We start from the raw sequence: 17,597 nt of genomic DNA on the forward strand, positions 1-17,597 counted from the left end.
CCCTGACGACACCCGCCTCAAACCTCGCGTTGAAGATGCTATCTTCTTCGATATTCGACATTATCGTACGTTATGTGCTGATGATTGCGCAAATAGAATGATTGGCAAGTGAGCACAATCATGCGATGCCTTTTTGCGCGGCAGAATGAGGGAGCGGCGCGATGAAGTTCGGTCTGGGGCAGCCTTTCCGGCGGGTCGAGGATCTGCGGTTCATCACCGGCACCGGCCGCTTCACCGACGACATTCACTATGAGGGCGAGTTGTTCGCCGCCGTGGTGCGCGCGCCTGTCGCCCATGGCGTGCTGAACGGCGTCGATGTGAGCGCCGCGCGCGAGATGGAGGAGGTGCTGGCGGCGTACACCGCCGATGACCTCGCCGCCGACGGCATCGGCTCGCTCCCCGTCATCATCGTGCTCGACCATGTGAATGGCGAGAAAATGCCCCTGCCCGCCCACACGCTGCTGGCCGGCGGCAAGGTGCGCTATCTCGGCGAGCCGGTCGCCTTTGTGGTGGCGACCAGCGCCCGCGCGGCGCAGGACGCGGCGGAAGCCGTGATGCTTGACATTGACGATTTGCCGGCCGTGGTCGAGCCCGCCGACGCGCTCGCCGAGGACGCGCCGGAGCTGTTCGCGGAAGCGCCGGGCAATCTCGCGCTGCACTGGCGGCTGGGCGAGATCGACGCGGCCGATGCCGCGCTCGACGCCTCGGCGCGGGTGGTGGAACTGGAGCTCATCAATAACCGCATCGTCGTCTCCTCGATGGAGCCACGCAACGCCATCGGGCTGTATGATGCGGAAGCCGGCCAGTTCACGCTGGTGACGGGCAGCCAGGGCAGCCACATGATCCGCGACTTCATGTTCGAGGGCGTGTTCGGCCTGCCGGCCGACAGGCTGCGCGTCATCACCCCCGATGTCGGCGGCGGCTTCGGCATGAAGGCCATTCCCTATCCCGAACAGGCGCTGGTGCTCTATGCCGCGCGCAAGCTCGGCCGGCCGGTGCGCTGGCAGTCGAGCCGGGCGGAAGCCTTCCTGTCGGACACGCAGGGCCGCGACAACGCCTCAAAGGCGTGGCTCGGGCTCGATGCGGAGAACCGCTTCACCGCGCTGAAGGTGGAGACGCTGGCCAGCGCCGGCGGGGCGCTCTCGGCCTTCGGCGTCTATTGCCCGACACTGTCCGGCCCGCCCATGGCGCCGGGCGTCTACAAGGTCCCGGTGGTGGCGACCGATGTGCGCATTGCTTACACCAATAACGCGCCGATCGACGCCTATCGCGGCGCCGGGCGGCCGGAAGCGGCCTATCTGATCGAGCGGCTGGTCGACAAGGCGGCGCGCGAGATCGGCATCGGGCCGGACGCGCTGCGCGCGCTCAACATGATCCCGCCCGAGGAGATGCCGCACACCACGGCAACCGGCGTGACCTATGATTCCGGCGATTTCGTCCGGGTGATGCACAAGGCGATGGAGGCGGCCGACTGGGCCGGTTTTTCCGCGCGGCGGGCCGTGGCGGATGGAAAGCTCCGCGGCATCGGCCTCGCCTATTACATCGAGCGCACCGGCGTGCCCGGCAAGGAAGGGGCGCGGGTGGAGATCGCCACGGATGGCGCGGTGATCGTGCATGTCGGCACCCAGTCCACCGGCCAGGGCCACGAGACCACCTATGTGCAGATGACCGCCGAGGCGCTGGGCCTCGACCCCGCCTGCATCACGGTGAAGACCGGCGATACCGACCATCCCATCCCCTCCGCCGGCGGCACGGTCGCCTCGCGCTCCATGGTGCATGGCGGCGGCGCGGTGAAGCTCGCCGCCGGGGCCTTGCTCGCCAAGGCAAGCCATGCGGCGGCCAAGCTGCTCGAGGTGAACGAGCGCGAGCTGGATTTCGACGACGGCCTGTTCCGCGTGCCCGGCACCAACCGGCATGTCGGCATCGTCGATGTCGCCGCCAAGGTCGGCGGGCTGGAGGGCATCGGCGATTTCGAGCAGATGATCGGCACCTTCCCCAATGGCGCGCATGTCTGCGAGGTCGCGGTGGACCCGGAGACGGGGTTCATCAAGGTCAAACGCTACACGGTGGTCGACGATTTCGGGCGCACGCTGAACCCGCTGGTGCTGTCCGGTCAGGTGCATGGCGGCATCGCGCAGGGGATCGGCCAGGCAATGACCGAGCGCACCGTGTACGACCCCGAGACCGGGCAGCTGCTGTCCGGCTCGTTCATGGATTACGGCCTGCCGCGCGCCGACGACGTGCCGTTCTTCTCCGTGACGACGCAGAACACGCCCTGCACGACCAACCCGCTCGGCATCAAGGGCGCAGGGGAAGCCGGCGCCATCGGCGCCCCGCCCGCCTTCGTCAACGCCGTGGTGGACGCGCTGTCGGGCCTCGGCATCACCCATCTCGACATGCCGCTCACCCCGTCGCGGGTGTGGGAGGCGGTTCAGGCGGCGAAAGCCTTGGCGCGCCAGACGTCGTATGATTAGAGTTCTGACGTCTTTCGTTCGAACGCGTTGATGAATCCGCCTGTGCCTGTCTCATCCGCGACATCGAGCGACACATCAGCCCTTGCCGCCGGCTCTCCCGACTTCGCGGCGCTCTGCCGGATCGCGCGGGATCTTCTGGATATGCCCTTCGCCTGCCTGTGGCAGGGCGACCATGTAGGGCTGGCCGGCAGCGACGACGGCACCTTCGGGCGCTCCGTCGCCGCCGCTCTTCAGACGGGCTTGCCGCCCGATGATCCCGCATCGCCCCTGCTCGTCCTCGGCGATACGCGGGATGGCCCTGCCCTCGCTAAGCTGAGCGGGATCGCGGGAGAGGAGCGCGTGCGCTTTCTCGCCGTGCTGAAGGTCCCCGTACCCGCAGCTTGCCACCTCGAACCCTGCCGCCTTGCCGTCTTCGACACGCGGCCGCGTGATTTCGACGCCGACCAGCGGCGGCGGCTGCTGGATCTCGGCACCCTCGCCGGTCAGGCCCTGCAGTTGAGCTGGCAGGCGGAGCTCGCCCGCCTGCAGGAGACGGAATTCCGCCTGCTGGCGGAGACCTCGACCGACACGATCGTGCGCGGCAATCTCGAGGGCATCCGCCTTTATATCTCGCCCTCCGTGCGCGCCCTGCTCGGTTATGAGCCGGAAGAGCTGATCGGCCATCGCGCGATCGACATCGTTCACCCGGATGATCGTGAGAGCTTCGGCGCGCTCATGGCGGAGATCCGCGCGGGTAAGCTTGAGACCGGGGCTTCCGAGGTGCGTCAACGTCATAAGGACGGCCATTGGGTGTGGATGGAAGCCTCGGTCCGGCTCACCCACGACCCGGCCACGGGAGCCGCCAATGGCTATGTGGCTTCCGTGCGCGACATCCAGCGGCGCAAGCAGGCGGAAAGCCACCTCGAATATCTGGCGTCGCACGACACGCTCACCGGCCTCGCCAACCGTGCGGTCTTCGACAGGCGGCTGGCGGAGGCCGTCCTCCAGGCGCAGCGGGATGGACGCCGCTTCGCCCTTTTCTGCATGGACATCGACGGCTTCAAGCGCATCAACGACACGTTCGGCCATCAGGCCGGGGATGCCGTGTTGCGCGAAGCCGCGCGGCGGTTTCAGGCCGCCATAGGGGACGACGACACCGCGGTCCGGTTGGGCGGCGATGAATTCGCCTTGATACGGATGCTGGACAACACCGACGCCGCCGTCTCGGTGACCACGATGGCAGGGCGTCTGATCGATGCGATGGCGCGTCCGATCCTGTTCCGGGCACATGAGATTCAGGCCACGCTCAGCATAGGCATCGCGCTGGCCCCGCAGGACGGGTTGGATGTCGATCAGATCCTCTCGGCAGCGGACCGCGCGCTTTATGCCGCCAAACTCGGTGGCCGCAACACGTACCGTTTTGCCTCCCGCTGAGCCCCCCCAGGCCACAGGGTCGCGTGCCCAGGCCCTTTGGCTACGGCACCTCCGGCCGTGTCGCTTCCTCCGGCCACCAGCCATCGTCGCGCAGGGTGAAGCGGGGGCAGCCATAGGCGGCGCGGATGGTCTCGGGCGGGAGGACATCCGCCATCGCCGAGACCCAGCGATTGGTCTGCTTCATCGCCACTACCATGCCGGCGATCTGCGCCCCGGCGCGGGCCATCAGCCGGCAGGCGGCGATGGCGGTGGCGCCGGTGGAGATGGCGTCGTCGACCAGCACCACGCGCCGGCCCTCGACCAGCGGCAGCAGGTTCGGGTCGAGCCGCAGCCGCTTGCCGGCCTCCGGCGAGGTGATGGAGGAGACCGGCTCGGAGAGCGCGTCGGCGTACCAGAACTTGCGGGAATAGCCGAGCGGCACATAGCGCGTCTGGCCGAGCCGCTCCGCCACCAGCGCGGCGAAGGACAGGCCGAGCGTCGGCAGGCCGGCGATTACCTGCGCCCCCAGCCCCTGCGCCTCCTCCGCCATCGCGTCAGCCAGAGCGGCGACCACCTGATGCGATGCCTGATTGGCGATCAGCGAGGCCACCGCGTGGGCCGCAACGGCGTGGGGGCTGCCCGGCAGGCGGCGCAGCGGCAGGACGAGGACGCGCCCATCCGGCAGCGTCACCGGATAGCCGAACCGGTAGGGCGGCGCGGCGGAGACGCCGTGCGGTACGGCGGGGTGCAGTTCCTGCCAATAGGCCAGCGTGGATTCGGTGAAGTCGTCAGACACGCGCAGCGGCCTTTCCTGTCATCCGGTGGAGCGGCGATGGCCGGGGCGCTCTCTATCCTGCCGACGCTCCCGGATCGGCCTTTGGCCGTCCGGGATGACGGGCGGGATGCGCCGCCTCACAGCTCCCCGGCGGCCATCTGGCGAGCCATGAAGTCGGCCTGCCTTATGGCCAGCGCGACGATGGTCAGGGTCGGGTTGCAGGCGCCGCCGGTGGCGAAGTTGGAGCCGTCGGCGATGAACAGGTTCGGCACCTCCCACGCCCGGCAATTGCCGTCGAGCACGCCGTCCTCGGCCTTGGCCGCCATGCGGTTCGAGCCGAGATTGTGGCTCGCCGGATAAGCGGGCGCCTCGACCGAACGCTTCGCGCCCGCTGCCTTGTGGATCGAGGTCAGTACCTTGTAGCCGTGGCTGCGCATCTTCAAATCGTTCGGGTGGTCGTCATAATGGATGTTGGCGACCGGCACGCCATAGGCATCCAGTTCGTCGGTCAGGGTGATGCGGTTGTCGGCCTGCGGCATGTCCTCGCCGGACATGAAGATGCCGGCCATGTTGGCGTATTGCTCGATCACCGAGGCGAAGTCGCGGCCCCACCAGCCCGGCTCCATGAAGGCGGCGGTGGTCGGCAAGCCCATCGAGTTCATCTCGATATAGAAGCCGCCAGCATAGCCGCGCGCGGGATCGTGGCGCACGAAATCGTCGATCATGCCGCCCATGATCTCGCCGCGATGCATGTGGACCGGCTTGTCGAAGGTCGACCAGACCGTCTGGATGAGATGGCGCAGATAATGCCGGCCGACATGGCCATAGCCATTGGCGAGACCGTCGGGGAAACGCGCGCTCTTCGAGTGCAGCAGCAGGCGCGAGGATTCCACGCAATTGCCGGCCAGCACCACGGCGCGGGCCTTCTGCCGGTGGGTGACGCCCTCGGCATCGACATAGAGCACGGCGGACGCCTTGCCGGCGGCGTCATGCTCGATGAACACGGCGCGGGACTGCGCGCGCAGTTCCAGCTTGCCGGTGGCGAGGCCCTTGGGGAGCTCGACATTCAGCGTCGACCAGCGCGCGCCGGTCTTGTCGCCGGTGATGGTGAAACCGTCCTGAATGGTGGCCGGGCGGCCATCATAGGGGATGGTGTTGATGGCGTGGCGACCGGTGGTGACGTTGAGCCCCAGCGCGGTGGCGCCGGCATGCATCACCTTGAAATTGTTGTTCGCCGGCAGGGCGGGCAAGCCATTGGTGCGGGTGACGCCCATCTTGGCTTCGGCGAGGTCGTAATAGGGGTTCAGCTCGTCCAGCGTGATCGGCCAGTCGATCAGCGTGGTGCCGGGGATCTCGCCATAGACGGTGCGGGCGCGCAGCTCGTCGGCGATGAAGCGGTAGCAGCAGGCGGACCAGTGCGTGGTCGTGCCGCCGACCACCTGACAGCTCCAGCTCGGGGTCAGCGGATGATCCTTGGCGACGCGCCAAGTGCCGGACGAGGTGCGCTTGTCGAGCCAGGACAGCATCTCGTAGCCGCCCCATTCGTCATTGACGAAATCCTCGGCGGTCAGGTGCTTGCCGGCTTCCAGCAGCACCACGTCAATGCCGCGCCGGGCGAGCTCATGGGCGAGCGTGCCGCCGCCGGCGCCCGAACCGATAATGACAACGACGCCATCGTCGTCGAGGGAATAGGCGGTCATAGGGGTCACTCCGGGAAACGGGAAAGGGCTGCCGAGGGATCAGACGCCAGCGGGCGGATCGGGCAGCCAGTCGAGATCGTTGAAGCCACGGTTGACGTAGCCGCCGAGATGGACCGAGGCGCCCTCATAGCCAAAGGCCTGCCACACCTCGACATCGTCATAGAGGAAGCGCACGGCCGAGCGCTGGACGAGGCGGAACGGCGCGCTCGCCTCCAGCGTCTTCAGCACCTGCACGCGGTAGCCTTCCGACAGCTCGCGGAACGGCAGCGGCAGGGCGCTGTCGGCCATGTCGATGAACTCGGCGAACACCTGCGCCGCCGCCGGGGCCTTGCTGGCCATGGCGTCGAAATGGAACACGGTGCGGCGGTAGATGCGCTCGGGCAGCCCGTCATGCGGGTAGAGCGTGCGCACCACCGCGACCAGCGTCTCCGCCGCCTGGGCATCGAACAGGGAGAGCGCGCCGACCCAGCTCGCATCCTCCGGCAGGGCGACGGGCGGGGGGAGCTTGGGGTCTTTATGGGCCGTGATAGCGGACATCGGATGGCTCCGAACTTCAACGTTTCGAGGAAGGCTCAGCGGCAGGATCCTACCGCACTGGCAGGTATTTTTTCGGCAGCACGCAGTGGATGCCCTTGTTGAGGTCGACGGTCTGCGTCACCCGCAGATCGGCGCAGAGCGAGCACAGCGTGTAGGCATCCTGCGCGGAAAGGTCGGAGTGCTCGCGGATCAGCGCGATCATGTCGCGCAGCGCCTGCTTGGCGGCGTCGTCGAGATCGGGGTCGAAGCCCATGGTGATCCAGTCCGCCGGGGTCTCGGCGCGCGGGCTGGTGAGCTTCATGTCCTTGCGCAGATGAAACTCGAAGGTGCCGGTCAGCGCGGTTTCCAGCGCCGTGAGGCACACCTCGCCATCGCCCTGCCGGCCATGCCCGTCGCCGACCGAGAACAGCGCGCCCTCGGTGAAGACCGGGAAATAGGTGATGGAGCCGACGCCCAGTTCCTTATTGTCCATGTTGCCACCGAACACGCGCGGCTCGGTAGAGGAGAGCCGGCCCCATTGCGGTGCCGGCGCGACACCGAAATTGCCGAAGAACGGTTCCAGCGGCAGTTCCTGGCCCCAGGGCATCACCGCGACACCGCGCGCGCCATCAACCGGGATGTGCAGGCGGCGCAGATTGGGGAAATCCTCCGGCAGCGTGCCCCAGAACGGCATCTGGATGTTCCAGCCCCAGTCGGCGCGGAACTCGATCGCCTTCAGCCGCACCTCCAGCACGTCGCCCGGCTCGGCGCCGTCGACATAGATCGGGCCGGTCAGCATATGCGGGCCGGGGCCGCGGAAGGTGGAGGCGAACACCTCCGCCTGGCCGGGCACGGGGGTGAAGCCGAGCGCCGGGTCCGGCATGTCCTCGGGCTCGCCGGAGAGCGTGTCGATCACCACCGTGTCGCCGGACCTGATGGTGAGCACGGGCTTGAGGCTCGCGTCCCACTGGCCCCAGTTCACCGTGCCGGGCTGGGCCGGGAGATAATGATCCGCCATCAGGTGCTCCTCACCCCTTGACCGCGCCGAGCGTGAGCCCGCGCACGATGTGCCGTTGCAAGACGAAGACCACCGCGAGGACGGGGAGCAGCGCGGTCATGCCGACCACCGCCATCTCGCCCCAGCGCACGCCCTGTGCGGTGATCAGCTTGGGGATGGACACCGGCAGCGTCTGCATCGCCTTGCCGCCGAGCATGAAGGCGAACAGGAACTCGTTCCAGGCGAAGATGAAGCACAGCACGGCGGTCGCCACGATGCCGTTGCGCAGCAGCGGGAACACCACGCGGCGGAAGATCTGCAGCCGCGACCAGCCCTCCAGCGCCGCCGCCTCCTCCAGCTCCACCGGCAGGTCGCGGCAGAAGGAGCGCAGCACCCAGATGTAGAAGGACAGGTTGAAGGTCATGTAGGCCAGCGTCAGGCCGGTGAAGGTGTCGAGCAGGCCGACCTTGGCGAAGATCAGGTAGAACGGGATGACCAGGCACACCGGCGGGGCCATGCGCGAGCCGAGGATGAACAGGAACAGATCGTCCTTGCCGCGCATCTCGAAGCGCGCAAAGGCATAGGCCGCCGGCGTGCCGATGATGACGACGAGCGCGGTGGACACCGAGCATAGCGCGAAGGATGTCAGCAGATACCAGTGGAAGCCCTGGTCGAGCACATAGCTGAAATGCTCAAGCGTCGGGGTGAACAGCCACTGGGTCGGGCGCGCGAACATGGCGTCGTTCGGCTTCACCATCATCGTCGCCATCCAGTAGATGGGGAACAGGACGATCAGCGCGTAGACGATGGTGATGCCGGTCCAGAACCAGCCTTTGGAGCCTTCGGGGCGGTCGCTTGCTTCTGCCATGAATGGTCTCCGGTTCAACCGAGGAAGGCGAATTGACGGGCACGAGAGCCGCCGTCTGCGTGCTTCGAGACGCGGGGCTGCGCCCCGCTCCTCAGCATGACGGGGACCGGGCGGCGGGGGCGCTCCGTCATCCTGAGGCGCCCGCCACAGGCGGGCCTCGAAGGACGCAGACGGACAGTCGCAAGGTTCATCACCATCCCTCAGAAGGCGTTCAGGCGCTTCTTGGCGATCTGGTAGAAGACCGAGCAGAAGGCGAAGAAGGCGATCCAGACCAGCACCGCGAGCGCCGAGGCCTCGCCGATGTTCCAGAACTCGAAGGTCATCTTGTTGGCGAGGATCGACGGCGTCTCGGTGGAGGTGCCCGGCCCGCCGCCGGTCAGGATGTAGATCGTGTCGAACACCTTGAAGGCGTCGATGAAGCGCAGGAGGCCGATCACCGCGAGCAGCGGCGTCATCATCGGCAGGGTGATGTGGGTGAACATCTGCAGCGAATTGGCGCCGTCCACCGCCGCCGCCCGATAGGGCCCGAGCGGCAGCGCCTGAAGGCCGGCGAAGAAGGCCAGCATCATGAACGGCGTCCACTGCCAGATATCGACGAAGATCAGCGCGTAGAGCGCGTAGTCGGGCGAGGCGAAGACCGAGGTGCCCGGCAAAATGTCGAACCGCTCCAGCACGTTGTAGGATAGAAAGCCCCACGAGCCGGCGAGCATGATCTTCCACAGCAGGCCGACCACGATCGGCGCCATCATCGCCGGCATGAACAGCAGCGGGATGAGGATGGAGCGCCCGCGCACATTCTGGTTCAGCACCAGCGCGCCGATCAGCCCGAGCATGAACTCGATGGGTACGGCGATGAAGACGAAGGTGGCGGCGATGCTGATCGAGTTCCAGAACCGCGCATCGGCCAGCAGCACGGCGTAATTGTCGAAGCCGATGAAGTCGGTGACGCGGCCGAACTTGGCGGCGTGGAAGCTCAGATAGATCGTGTAGAGGAACGGGATCAGCGAGACCACGACCAGCATGAGCATCGAGGGCGCGATCAGCAGGTAGGGATACCAGCTGCGCTCGCGCGGCAGCATTTTCGCCGCGGTGTCGGCGGCCGGGATGGGTTCGCTGGCGCTCGCCATGGGTTCATGCCCTCGTGGTCGTCGGAGCTGGGAAAGATGCCTCGCCCGCGTGCGGGAGAGGCGGGTCGCTGACTGCCTAGGCGGAACGTCATCCTGAGGTGCCCGGCTTTTGCCGGGCCTCGAAGGATGGTCATCCGGGCGCGCCCGGTGGTTCCATTCTTCGAGGCGCGCTGACGCGCGCACCTCAGGATGACGGTGTTCCCGTCACAGCAGGCTGATCACAGCAGGCATTTGGTGCAGAGCTTGAGCAGCTCGGCCTGGCCCTTCTTGGCGCCCTCCTCCGGGGAGAGCTTGCCGAGGCCGACTTCCTGCGCGATGCCGCTCATCACGTCGTAGATCTCGTAGAATTTCGGCATCTTCGGCTTGGCCTCGGCGACGTCGAGGGTCGACTTCATCGCGGTGTAGAGCGTCTTGTTGGCGGCGCCGGTGATGGCCGGCAGCGCCCAGGAGCTTTCGCGGATCGGCACGCCGCCTTCACCCAGCGCGATCAGCTTGTCCTGCTGCTTCCGGTCAGCCAGCCACTGCAGGAAGATGAAGGTCGGCTCGGGGTTCTTCGAGGCGGCGCTGATGACGGTGACCGACGGCTCGGCCTCGGCGAAACGCTCCTTGGAGCCGGCCTTGATCGGGATCGGGCCATAGACGAACTGGCCCGCGTAAGGCGACACGCCCTTCTTGTCGACGCCGAGCACGAAGTCCGACCAGGCGATGGACTGGGCGGCGATGCCGTTGCCCATCACGGTCGGCACGTCGACCAGCGAGTATTCGGCGATGCCGGGCGGGGCATAGGTCCACAGCTCGCGCCACATCTTCAGCGCGGCGACCGTCTCCGGCGTGTCGAAGGTCGGGCGGCCCTCGGCGTCGATCAGGTTGCCGCCATAGTTCTTGACGAAGTTGTTCCACAGGGTCGGGAAGGTCGAGCCGCCCTTGATGCCTTCGAGCACGATCCCGTAGAAATCGCTCTCAAGCGGCTTGCCGGCGAGCTTTTCGCCCTTCTTGCGGGTGAAGAACTGCGCGATGTCGCGCATCTGTTCCATGGTTTCGGCGGGCGCGAGATCATAGCCATACTTGGCCTTGAAGGCCGCCTTCTCGTCCGCATTGCCCAGCAGGTCGGCGCGGGTCCAGTAGATCTGGTTGTAGTTCCAGTTGATGAAGGAGTATTGCTTGTCGCCGACGAAGGCCGCCGTCTTGAACGGGTTCTGGATGAAGTCCGAGGTGCCGAGATTGGGGTTGGAGAGCTTCGGGTTGGCGACCAGATCGTTGAGCGGCATGATCGCGCCGGCCGAGATCATCGGGCCGAGCTGGAAGCCGTGCAGCATGATCGCGTCGTAATAGCCGCGACCGGACAGCATGTCGGCCTGGCCCTTGTTGATCACCTCGAAATGGTTCAGCAGCTCCCACTCGACCTTGATGCCGGTTTCCTTCTCGAATTCCGGGATGATCTTGGACAGCGTCTCCTGCAGCGGGGTGATCTCGTCGAGCACGCGGATGGTCGTGCCCTTATAGGGCTTGGCCGCTTCCGCGTAGAAACTGTCCTGCGCGCGGGCCGGCGCGAGCGGTGCGAGGAGCACCGTCGAGGCCGCCAAGGCGGCGGCGAAACACCTGTGAAGTCTCTTCATCGCTCTTTCCCTCTGGTTGGTCTGTTATCAGCGGCTCGTAGTCACGTTCCGGGCAGCGCGCGGCCCGTCGTCCCGTCGAACAGGGCAAGCCCCTCGCTCGGGAAAAGCAGTCCCACGCGTCGGCCGATGCCGCCCCCGGCATCGGCGCCGAGCGCGGCGGCGTTCGCCATACTCGTCTTGGCCTTGGCCAGCAGCGCGCCAAGGTCGAGCGTGACGATGGCGTGCTTGCCGAAGGGTTCGTTGGAATAGATCTCGGCCTCGGCCGCGCCTGTCGCGCCGTTCGGGGCAAAGGCGATGCCGTCCGGGCGCACGCCGAGGATGACGGAGGCGGACGAGGCCTGCTCCGCCGCCCGCGCCAGCGCCGCCGGCAGGGCCAGACGCAGGGCGCGGCGGGTGAAGAACAGCGCGCCCCCTTCATGGACGAGGTCGCCCTCGATGAGGTTCATCGGCGGGTCGCCGAGCAGGCGGGCGACGCGCGCGCTGGCCGGGCGCAGCCAGATTTCCTCGGGCGTGCCGACCTGCTCGACGCGGCCCTGATCCATCACCACCACGCGGTCGCCGACCGACAGCGCCTCCATGCCGTCGGGCGTCGCCCACAGGCTCGGCGCGCTCTGGGCAGACAGGCGGCGGCGGATTTCGCCGCGCAGCTTGTGGCGCAGCTTGGCGTCGAGATGGGAGATCGGCTCATCGAGAATGAACAGGTCCGGTATCTGCACCAGCGCGCGGGCCAGCGCCACGCGCTGCTTCTGCCCGCCCGACAGGGCGCCCGGCAGGCGCTCGCCGAGATGGCGGATTTCCAGCAGCTCCAGCACCTCGTCGACGCGCTTGGCGGCCGCCGCCGGGTCCAGCCGGCCGCCGGGCGCCTGAAGCGGCGAGAGGGCGTTGCCGCGCACGCTGAGATGAGGATAGAGCGCGTAGGATTCGAACATCAGCGCCACGCGGCGCTGCTGCGGGGGAATGCCGGCAAGGTCGCGCCCGGCCAGCGTCACGTTGCCGGCATCGGGCCGCTCCAGCCCGGCAAGGATGCGGCAGAAGGTGGATTTGCCGGCGCCCGAGGGGCCGGTGATGGCGAGCAGCTCGCCCGGCGCGATGTTGATGTCGAGGTCGCGCAGGGCGGTGATGATCTCGTTTTTACCCTTGGCCGAACTCTTGCCCTTGGCGAAGCTCTTGGTGATGCCACGGGCGACAAGACCCGTCCCGGTTTCCGCGTTCATGACAGCGCCTCCCGGTTGCGCCCGCTGGCGGCGTCGAAGATGAGCAGGCGCGCCAGGTCGATGCCGAGGGCCACCCGGTCCCCGGCCCGCCAGGGCGCGGGGCCGGCGATCTCGGCGATCAGCGTGCCGCCCGGACCATGCTCGGATTCCAGCGCCACGGTGAGCACGTCGGCATCGCCGCGCGGCTCGCGATAGATGATGCGCCCGTGCGCCTCGCCGGGCTGGTCCGGGGCGCTTACCGTGATGTTCTCGGGTCGGATGCCGGCGACGATCGCACCCTCCCCGGCGACGCGTGGCAGGCGCGCTTGCGGCAGCGCCGCCGCCCAGCCGGCACCGACCACGCAGCCGCCTTCGGCGAAGGCGGCGGGCATCAGGTTCATCGGCGGCTCGCCGATGAAATTGGCGACGAAGAGATTGGCCGGGCGCTCGTAAAGCTCCTGCGGCGGGCCGACCTGCTGAAGCACGCCGTGATTCATCACCGCCACCCGGTCGGCCATGGCGATGGCCTCGGTCTGGTCATGGGTGACGAGGATCGAGGTGACCTGGCGCAGCTTCTGCAGCCGCTTGATCTCGGCGCGCAGCTGCACCTTCTGGTCGGCGTCGAGATGGGACAGCGGCTCGTCGAACAGGATGACTTCCGGGTCGCGCACCAGCGCCCGGCCGATCGAGACGCGCTGCATGGCGCCGCCGGAGAGCCCGCGCACCGGCTGGTCGGCCATCTGCCGCAGGCCGAGAAGCTGGAGCACCTCGCCGATGCGCTCGGCCGCCGGCTGGCCGGAGATGCCGCGCACCTTCAGCGGGAAGGCGACGTTCTCCCACACCGTCATCTGCGGGTAGAGGGCGTAGTCCTCGAACACCATGGCAATGTTGCGCTCGCCCGGCGCGAGGCGGGAGACCGGGCGCTCGCCGAAGAAGATTTCGCCGGCGGAGACGGTCTCGATGCCGGCGGCCATTTTGAGCGTGGTGCTCTTGCCGCAGCCGGAGGGGCCGAGCAGCGCGAGCATCTCGCCAGCGGCGCAGGCGAGGTCGAGCCGGCTCACCGCCTCCACCTCACCGTAACGCTTGAAGACCGACACGAAAGCGATTGACGACATCCGGCACTCCGCAGGGGCTATGCCGATGAGCAATCCAAGTTCTGTGCCAAATTGTGCTGGTGTTTAGACACACTGGATAACGAGCACGGTTAGTCGTTTCCCGCCCGTCGATTATGCTCAAGAAAGATGCGCCGGCACGCCCCCTGCTGCCTTTCGCGGCATGCCCCGCGGGCACGCACGTTTTCAGGGTGTCGGCGACAGAAATCCGTCGTGCCGTTCCAGCAGCCGGCGGGTGTGCGATGCGGGGAGCAGGCGGGCCAGACCGGCGAGGTCCGCCGGCTGGTCGATGTCGTGGGCGAGGCCGGGAAAATCGGCCGCATCGTGACAGCGCAGGGCGAGACCCGCCTCCTGCGCCAGGGTGACATGAAGGGGAAAGCTGAGCGGGCCGAAGGCAAAGCGCAGCGCGGCCGGCGGCGAGACGAGGAGCGCGTTGGTGCCCTGCCCGTCATGGGCGGGAACAAGGCTGACCGCCCGGCCGGGCGGATGGGCGGCGACCAGCCGGTCGATCTCCGCCGCACTGACTCCGGGAATGTCGGAGGGCAGGATCAGCATTCCCGCGCGCTGCTCGGCGGCGAGGCGGGTGGCGACATTGGCGACGGCCGCGTTGAGGCCCCGCACCTGCCGCTCGAACAGCAGCCGCGCGCCATAATGGCGGGCGAGGAGGCCGGCCTGCGGATCGGCGGTGATGACGATGGTGCCGGCGAGCCGCGTCGACGCCGCCAGCGTCTCCAGCACGTCGCAGAGCATGGCGCGGACAAGATCGCGCCGCTGGTCGGCGGACAGGGCCGGCGCCAGCCGCTGCTTGGCCAGGGCGAAATCCTTGACCGGCACGACGGCGTACACGGTGCCGTCCATCAGGGGTGTGCCGCGCGGCGCCTTCACCCGCCCTGCCCCGCCTGGGCCAGCACGAAGCGGGCGAGACCGATCTTGTCCGCCAGGCTACGCATCAGCGTGGGGGCGGCGACCACGGAGAGGCCGTCGACCTCCAGCCCCGCATCGGCCTCGTCGACGATGAAGATGTCGATCAGTCCCTCATAATGCGCGGCGACCGTGGCGGCGGACGGGACAAGGCCGAGTTCCGTCATCATCTTCGCGGTCGGCCCCTTCACCGCCTGCCCGGCGATGATCGGCGAGACCGCGATCACCGGCACGCGGCAGGCGCCGATGGCGGCGCGCAGGCCGGGCACGGCGAGGATCGGATCGACGCTCAGATAGGGGTTGGACGGGCAGATGATGATGGCCGCCAATTCCGGGTCGGCCAGCGCCGCCGACGCCGCCGGGGCGAGCGTGGCGGCGGAGGCCCCGGCAAAGGCGAGGCCGACCACGCGCGGGCGGCACTGATGGCGGACGAAATAATGCTGGAAGTCGTACCAGCCCTCATCGGTCTCGACCTGGGTGCGGACCGGGGCGTCGCTCATGGGCACGATGGCGGAGGCGATGCCCAGCGTGCGGCGCAGATCATCCGTCACCTGCGAGAGGCTGGCGCCGGCATCGAGGCGCCGGGTGCGCTCGACATGAACCGCGAGGTCGCCATCGCCGAGCCTGAACCAGGTCTCGCCGCCGAGCTGTTCGAGCGCGGCCATGAAGGTCCAGGTCTCATCCCGCCGCCCCCAGCCGCGCACCGGGTCGTCGAGACCGGCGAGCGTGTAGAGCAGCGTGTCGATGTCGGGCGAAACATGCAGGCCGAGATGGCGGAAATCGTCGCCGGTATTGGCGATGATTGTGAGCTGGCCGGGCGCAAGCACGCGGTCGAGCCCCAAAGCGAGCTTCGCGCCGCCTATGCCGCCGGAGAGCGCGACGATCTTGCCGCCGAGGGCGCCACTCATCGGAACAGGTCCTCGTTTTCGGGGCGGATCAGCTCGGCTGCCGGGCTGTCCGCCGCGCTCCAGCCGAGCCCGCGCAGCAGTACCACGGGTCGTGCCTCGGCCGCCGGGCCCATGAGCAGCGAGGCGCTGGCGGCGATCTCGTCGGCAAAGGCGATCATCGTCACCTGCAAGGGCCGCCCGTAAAGATCCGCCTCGCCGCGCCGGTCGACCAGCGCCGGCAGGCCGGCGGCGCCGATGGCGACCCCCGTGGTGCCGCGCCGCCAGGGACGGCCGAAACTGTCATTGATCACGACCCCGACACGCGCCCCCTCCGGCGCGAGACGCGCGCGCAGCTTTTCGGCGCTGGCGTCCGGGTTCTCCGGCAGCAGCAGCGCAAAGCCGTCCTCCACATTGGACTGGTCGATGCCGGCATTGGCCATGATGAGGCCGAGACGATGCTCGACGATCAGCACATGCGGCCGGGCGCGCACGATGCGCCGGCTCTCCGACAGGATGAGTTCGACCAGGCGGGCGTCCTTGCGCACCTCCTGCGCCAGCCGCTGCGCCTCGGCCGAGGGGGTGACGTCGGCGAGCCGGACAAGGCGACCTTCCGCCTTGGAGACGATCTTCTGCGCCAGAACCAGAACGTCGCCATCCTGAAGCGCGAGGCCGGCGCGGGCGAGGGCCGCAGCGATCAGCGTGCCGAGATCATCGCCCGGCCGGATGAGCGGCAGCCCCTCAAGCGCGACCAGCCGGACCTCGCCCCCCACCGCCATCGAGCGTCAGCCGGCGAGCGCGCGCAGGCGCGGCAGCACCTGCTCGGCATAAAGCCGCAGGAAGCGCGCCTGATCCTCGCCCGGCGCGTGAAACACGAGGTGGTTGAAGCCGAGGTCGAGATAGGGGCGGATGCGCGCCACATGCTCCTCCGGGTCGTCGGAGACGATCCAGCGTTTGGCGGCCCGCTCCAGCGGCAGCGCGTCGGACAGCTTCTCCATCTCCAGCGGGTCCTCCACGCTCATCTTCTCCTCCGGCGACAGGCTCAGCGCCGCCCAATGGCGGGTGTCCTGCAAGGCGCGGGCCTTGTCGGTGTCGAAGGAGACCTTCATCTCGATCATCCGGTCGTAACCCTCGCCCGAGCGGCCCGCCGCTTCAAGGCCGGCGGCGACGTTCGGCAGCAGCGTCTCGGAATAAAGCTCCCACGCCTTGCCTGACGTGCAGATGAAGCCATCGCCGACCCGGCCGGCGAACTTCGCCACCATCGGCCCGGCCCCGGCGACATAGATCGGCACCGGCACGTCCGGCCGGTCATAAATGGTGGCGCGCTCGGTGCGGTAGAACTCGCCCTCGAAGGTGATGCGCTCGCCGCTCCACAATTCCTTGATGAGCCGCACCGCCTCGCGCAGCCGGGCGAAGCGTTCCTTCATCTCCGGCCAGGGCGCGCCGGTGGCCGGCACCTCGTTGAGCGATTCACCCGAGCCGACACCCAGAATCACACGGCCGGGGAAAAGCTGGCCGAGCGTGCCGAAGGCCTGCGCCACCATGGAGGGGTGGTGGCGGAAGGTCGGGGTGAGCACGCTGGTGCCCATGATGATGCGCGAGGTGGAGGCGCCTACCGCCCCCATCCACGGAAACGCCGCCGGGGCATGGCCGCCGGTGTGCCGCCAGGGCTGGAAATGATCGCTGATGAAGACGGAATCGAAGCCGCAGACCTCCGCCTCCACCGCGAAATCCAGCAGCCTGCGCGAGTCGAACTGTTCCGCCGACGCCTTGTAGCCGAGCCTGAGCACCGTGCCGCCTCCGTTTCAATGCGTGGATGATAGGGTGATATAGAGTTGCAGCACAATATGAGAAAAATTCATTTTATAACAGAACACTAGTTTTTCACTTCAACCAGCGCCGGCCCGTTGCCACCGTGCTATCGGCTGCACGCTTTGTCCATTGGCGCGGCCGGACTTATCCGGCAAAGTGTCCGGGGCTGAGGGAGTGACGAAGCGGCATGGGCGGGCGTGGGTTGAGTGT

Annotated in this window: 15 protein-coding genes; 2 read left to right on the forward strand and 13 right to left on the reverse strand. The window is 67.8% G+C overall.

All coding sequences use genetic code 11. The annotated features are described in order from the left end of the window. The first annotated feature begins 161 nt into the window (after window positions 1-161). Window positions 162-2,474 (forward strand): xanthine dehydrogenase family protein molybdopterin-binding subunit, encoded by a 2,313-nt coding sequence (locus KIP89_RS12850; RefSeq protein WP_213755833.1) that lies wholly within the window; start codon window positions 162-164, stop codon window positions 2,472-2,474. Window positions 2,475-2,516: 42 nt separating this feature from the next. Then, the gene (locus KIP89_RS12855; protein WP_213755834.1) at window positions 2,517-3,887 is read left to right on the forward strand and encodes a diguanylate cyclase domain-containing protein; all 1,371 of its coding nucleotides are present in this window, start codon (window positions 2,517-2,519) and stop codon (window positions 3,885-3,887) included. A gap of 40 nt (window positions 3,888-3,927) precedes the next feature. On the opposite strand, the gene KIP89_RS12860 is transcribed toward KIP89_RS12855, so the two are convergent. From KIP89_RS12860 to fgd, 13 genes are all read right to left on the reverse strand, one after another. Then, the gene (locus KIP89_RS12860) at window positions 3,928-4,662 is read right to left on the reverse strand and encodes a phosphoribosyltransferase (RefSeq protein WP_213755835.1); all 735 of its coding nucleotides are present in this window, start codon (window positions 4,660-4,662) and stop codon (window positions 3,928-3,930) included. A 116-nt stretch (window positions 4,663-4,778) separates the two neighbouring features. Further along, the gene (locus KIP89_RS12865) at window positions 4,779-6,341 is read right to left on the reverse strand and encodes a GMC family oxidoreductase (protein WP_213755836.1); all 1,563 of its coding nucleotides are present in this window, start codon (window positions 6,339-6,341) and stop codon (window positions 4,779-4,781) included. A 39-nt stretch (window positions 6,342-6,380) separates the two neighbouring features. Further along, the gene (locus KIP89_RS12870; RefSeq protein ID WP_213755837.1) at window positions 6,381-6,878 is read right to left on the reverse strand and encodes a hypothetical protein; all 498 of its coding nucleotides are present in this window, start codon (window positions 6,876-6,878) and stop codon (window positions 6,381-6,383) included. A 49-nt stretch (window positions 6,879-6,927) separates the two neighbouring features. Further along, window positions 6,928-7,875, reverse strand: coding sequence for an acetamidase/formamidase family protein (locus KIP89_RS12875; RefSeq protein ID WP_213755838.1), 948 nt, complete (start codon window positions 7,873-7,875; stop codon window positions 6,928-6,930). A 10-nt stretch (window positions 7,876-7,885) separates the two neighbouring features. Then, complete coding sequence (locus KIP89_RS12880; protein ID WP_213755839.1) at window positions 7,886-8,722, reverse strand: carbohydrate ABC transporter permease; 837 nt, start codon at window positions 8,720-8,722, stop codon at window positions 7,886-7,888. Between the two features lie 200 nt (window positions 8,723-8,922). Beyond that, window positions 8,923-9,849, reverse strand: coding sequence for a carbohydrate ABC transporter permease (locus KIP89_RS12885; RefSeq protein ID WP_250152441.1), 927 nt, complete (start codon window positions 9,847-9,849; stop codon window positions 8,923-8,925). Window positions 9,850-10,067: 218 nt separating this feature from the next. Next, complete coding sequence (locus KIP89_RS12890) at window positions 10,068-11,465, reverse strand: ABC transporter substrate-binding protein (protein ID WP_213755840.1); 1,398 nt, start codon at window positions 11,463-11,465, stop codon at window positions 10,068-10,070. 41 nt (window positions 11,466-11,506) lie between these two features. After that, window positions 11,507-12,679 carry an ABC transporter ATP-binding protein gene (locus KIP89_RS12895; RefSeq protein ID WP_213755841.1) on the reverse strand — a complete coding sequence of 391 codons (1,173 nt, stop codon included), beginning with the start codon at window positions 12,677-12,679 and terminating at the stop codon, window positions 11,507-11,509. Next, window positions 12,676-13,773 (reverse strand): ABC transporter ATP-binding protein, encoded by a 1,098-nt coding sequence (locus tag KIP89_RS12900; RefSeq protein WP_213755842.1) that lies wholly within the window; start codon window positions 13,771-13,773, stop codon window positions 12,676-12,678. Before KIP89_RS12900 ends, KIP89_RS12895 begins: the two co-directional genes overlap by 4 nt. A 183-nt stretch (window positions 13,774-13,956) precedes the next feature. Further along, on the reverse strand, window positions 13,957-14,628 hold the full coding sequence (gene cofC, locus KIP89_RS12905) for a 2-phospho-L-lactate guanylyltransferase (RefSeq protein WP_213755843.1): 672 nt from the start codon (window positions 14,626-14,628) through the stop codon (window positions 13,957-13,959). Between the two features lie 23 nt (window positions 14,629-14,651). Further along, on the reverse strand, window positions 14,652-15,599 hold the full coding sequence (cofD, locus tag KIP89_RS12910; protein ID WP_213755844.1) for a 2-phospho-L-lactate transferase: 948 nt from the start codon (window positions 15,597-15,599) through the stop codon (window positions 14,652-14,654). Further along, window positions 15,596-16,354: a coenzyme F420-0:L-glutamate ligase gene (gene cofE, locus KIP89_RS12915; protein ID WP_213755845.1), complete on the reverse strand. Its 759-nt coding sequence runs from the start codon at window positions 16,352-16,354 to the stop codon at window positions 15,596-15,598. Before cofE ends, cofD begins: the two co-directional genes overlap by 4 nt. 6 nt (window positions 16,355-16,360) lie before the next feature. After that, window positions 16,361-17,365, reverse strand: a complete 1,005-nt coding sequence (fgd, locus tag KIP89_RS12920; protein ID WP_213755846.1) for a glucose-6-phosphate dehydrogenase (coenzyme-F420) — start codon at window positions 17,363-17,365, stop codon at window positions 16,361-16,363. Window positions 17,366-17,597: the final 232 nt, after the last annotated feature.

The sequence above is a fragment of the Ancylobacter radicis genome (assembly GCF_018449475.1).
GTDB classification, from domain to species: domain Bacteria; phylum Pseudomonadota; class Alphaproteobacteria; order Rhizobiales; family Xanthobacteraceae; genus Ancylobacter; species Ancylobacter radicis.

What these genes read in the sequence shown, in the direction of transcription:
- KIP89_RS12850 (WP_213755833.1), top strand. Translation starts at nt 162, where the DNA reads ATGAAGTTCGGTCTGGGGCAGCCTTTCCGGCGGGTCGAGGATCTGCGG.
- KIP89_RS12865 (WP_213755836.1), bottom strand. Translation starts at nt 6,341, where the DNA reads ATGACCGCCTATTCCCTCGACGACGATGGCGTCGTTGTCATTATCGGT.
- KIP89_RS12870 (WP_213755837.1), bottom strand. Translation starts at nt 6,878, where the DNA reads ATGTCCGCTATCACGGCCCATAAAGACCCCAAGCTCCCCCCGCCCGTC.
- KIP89_RS12875 (WP_213755838.1), bottom strand. Translation starts at nt 7,875, where the DNA reads ATGGCGGATCATTATCTCCCGGCCCAGCCCGGCACGGTGAACTGGGGC.
- KIP89_RS12880 (WP_213755839.1), bottom strand. Translation starts at nt 8,722, where the DNA reads ATGGCAGAAGCAAGCGACCGCCCCGAAGGCTCCAAAGGCTGGTTCTGG.
- KIP89_RS12885 (WP_250152441.1), bottom strand. Translation starts at nt 9,849, where the DNA reads ATGGCGAGCGCCAGCGAACCCATCCCGGCCGCCGACACCGCGGCGAAA.
- KIP89_RS12890 (WP_213755840.1), bottom strand. Translation starts at nt 11,465, where the DNA reads ATGAAGAGACTTCACAGGTGTTTCGCCGCCGCCTTGGCGGCCTCGACG.
- KIP89_RS12895 (WP_213755841.1), bottom strand. Translation starts at nt 12,679, where the DNA reads ATGAACGCGGAAACCGGGACGGGTCTTGTCGCCCGTGGCATCACCAAG.
- KIP89_RS12900 (WP_213755842.1), bottom strand. Translation starts at nt 13,773, where the DNA reads ATGTCGTCAATCGCTTTCGTGTCGGTCTTCAAGCGTTACGGTGAGGTG.
- cofC (WP_213755843.1), bottom strand. Translation starts at nt 14,628, where the DNA reads ATGGACGGCACCGTGTACGCCGTCGTGCCGGTCAAGGATTTCGCCCTG.
- cofD (WP_213755844.1), bottom strand. Translation starts at nt 15,599, where the DNA reads ATGAGTGGCGCCCTCGGCGGCAAGATCGTCGCGCTCTCCGGCGGCATA.
- cofE (WP_213755845.1), bottom strand. Translation starts at nt 16,354, where the DNA reads ATGGCGGTGGGGGGCGAGGTCCGGCTGGTCGCGCTTGAGGGGCTGCCG.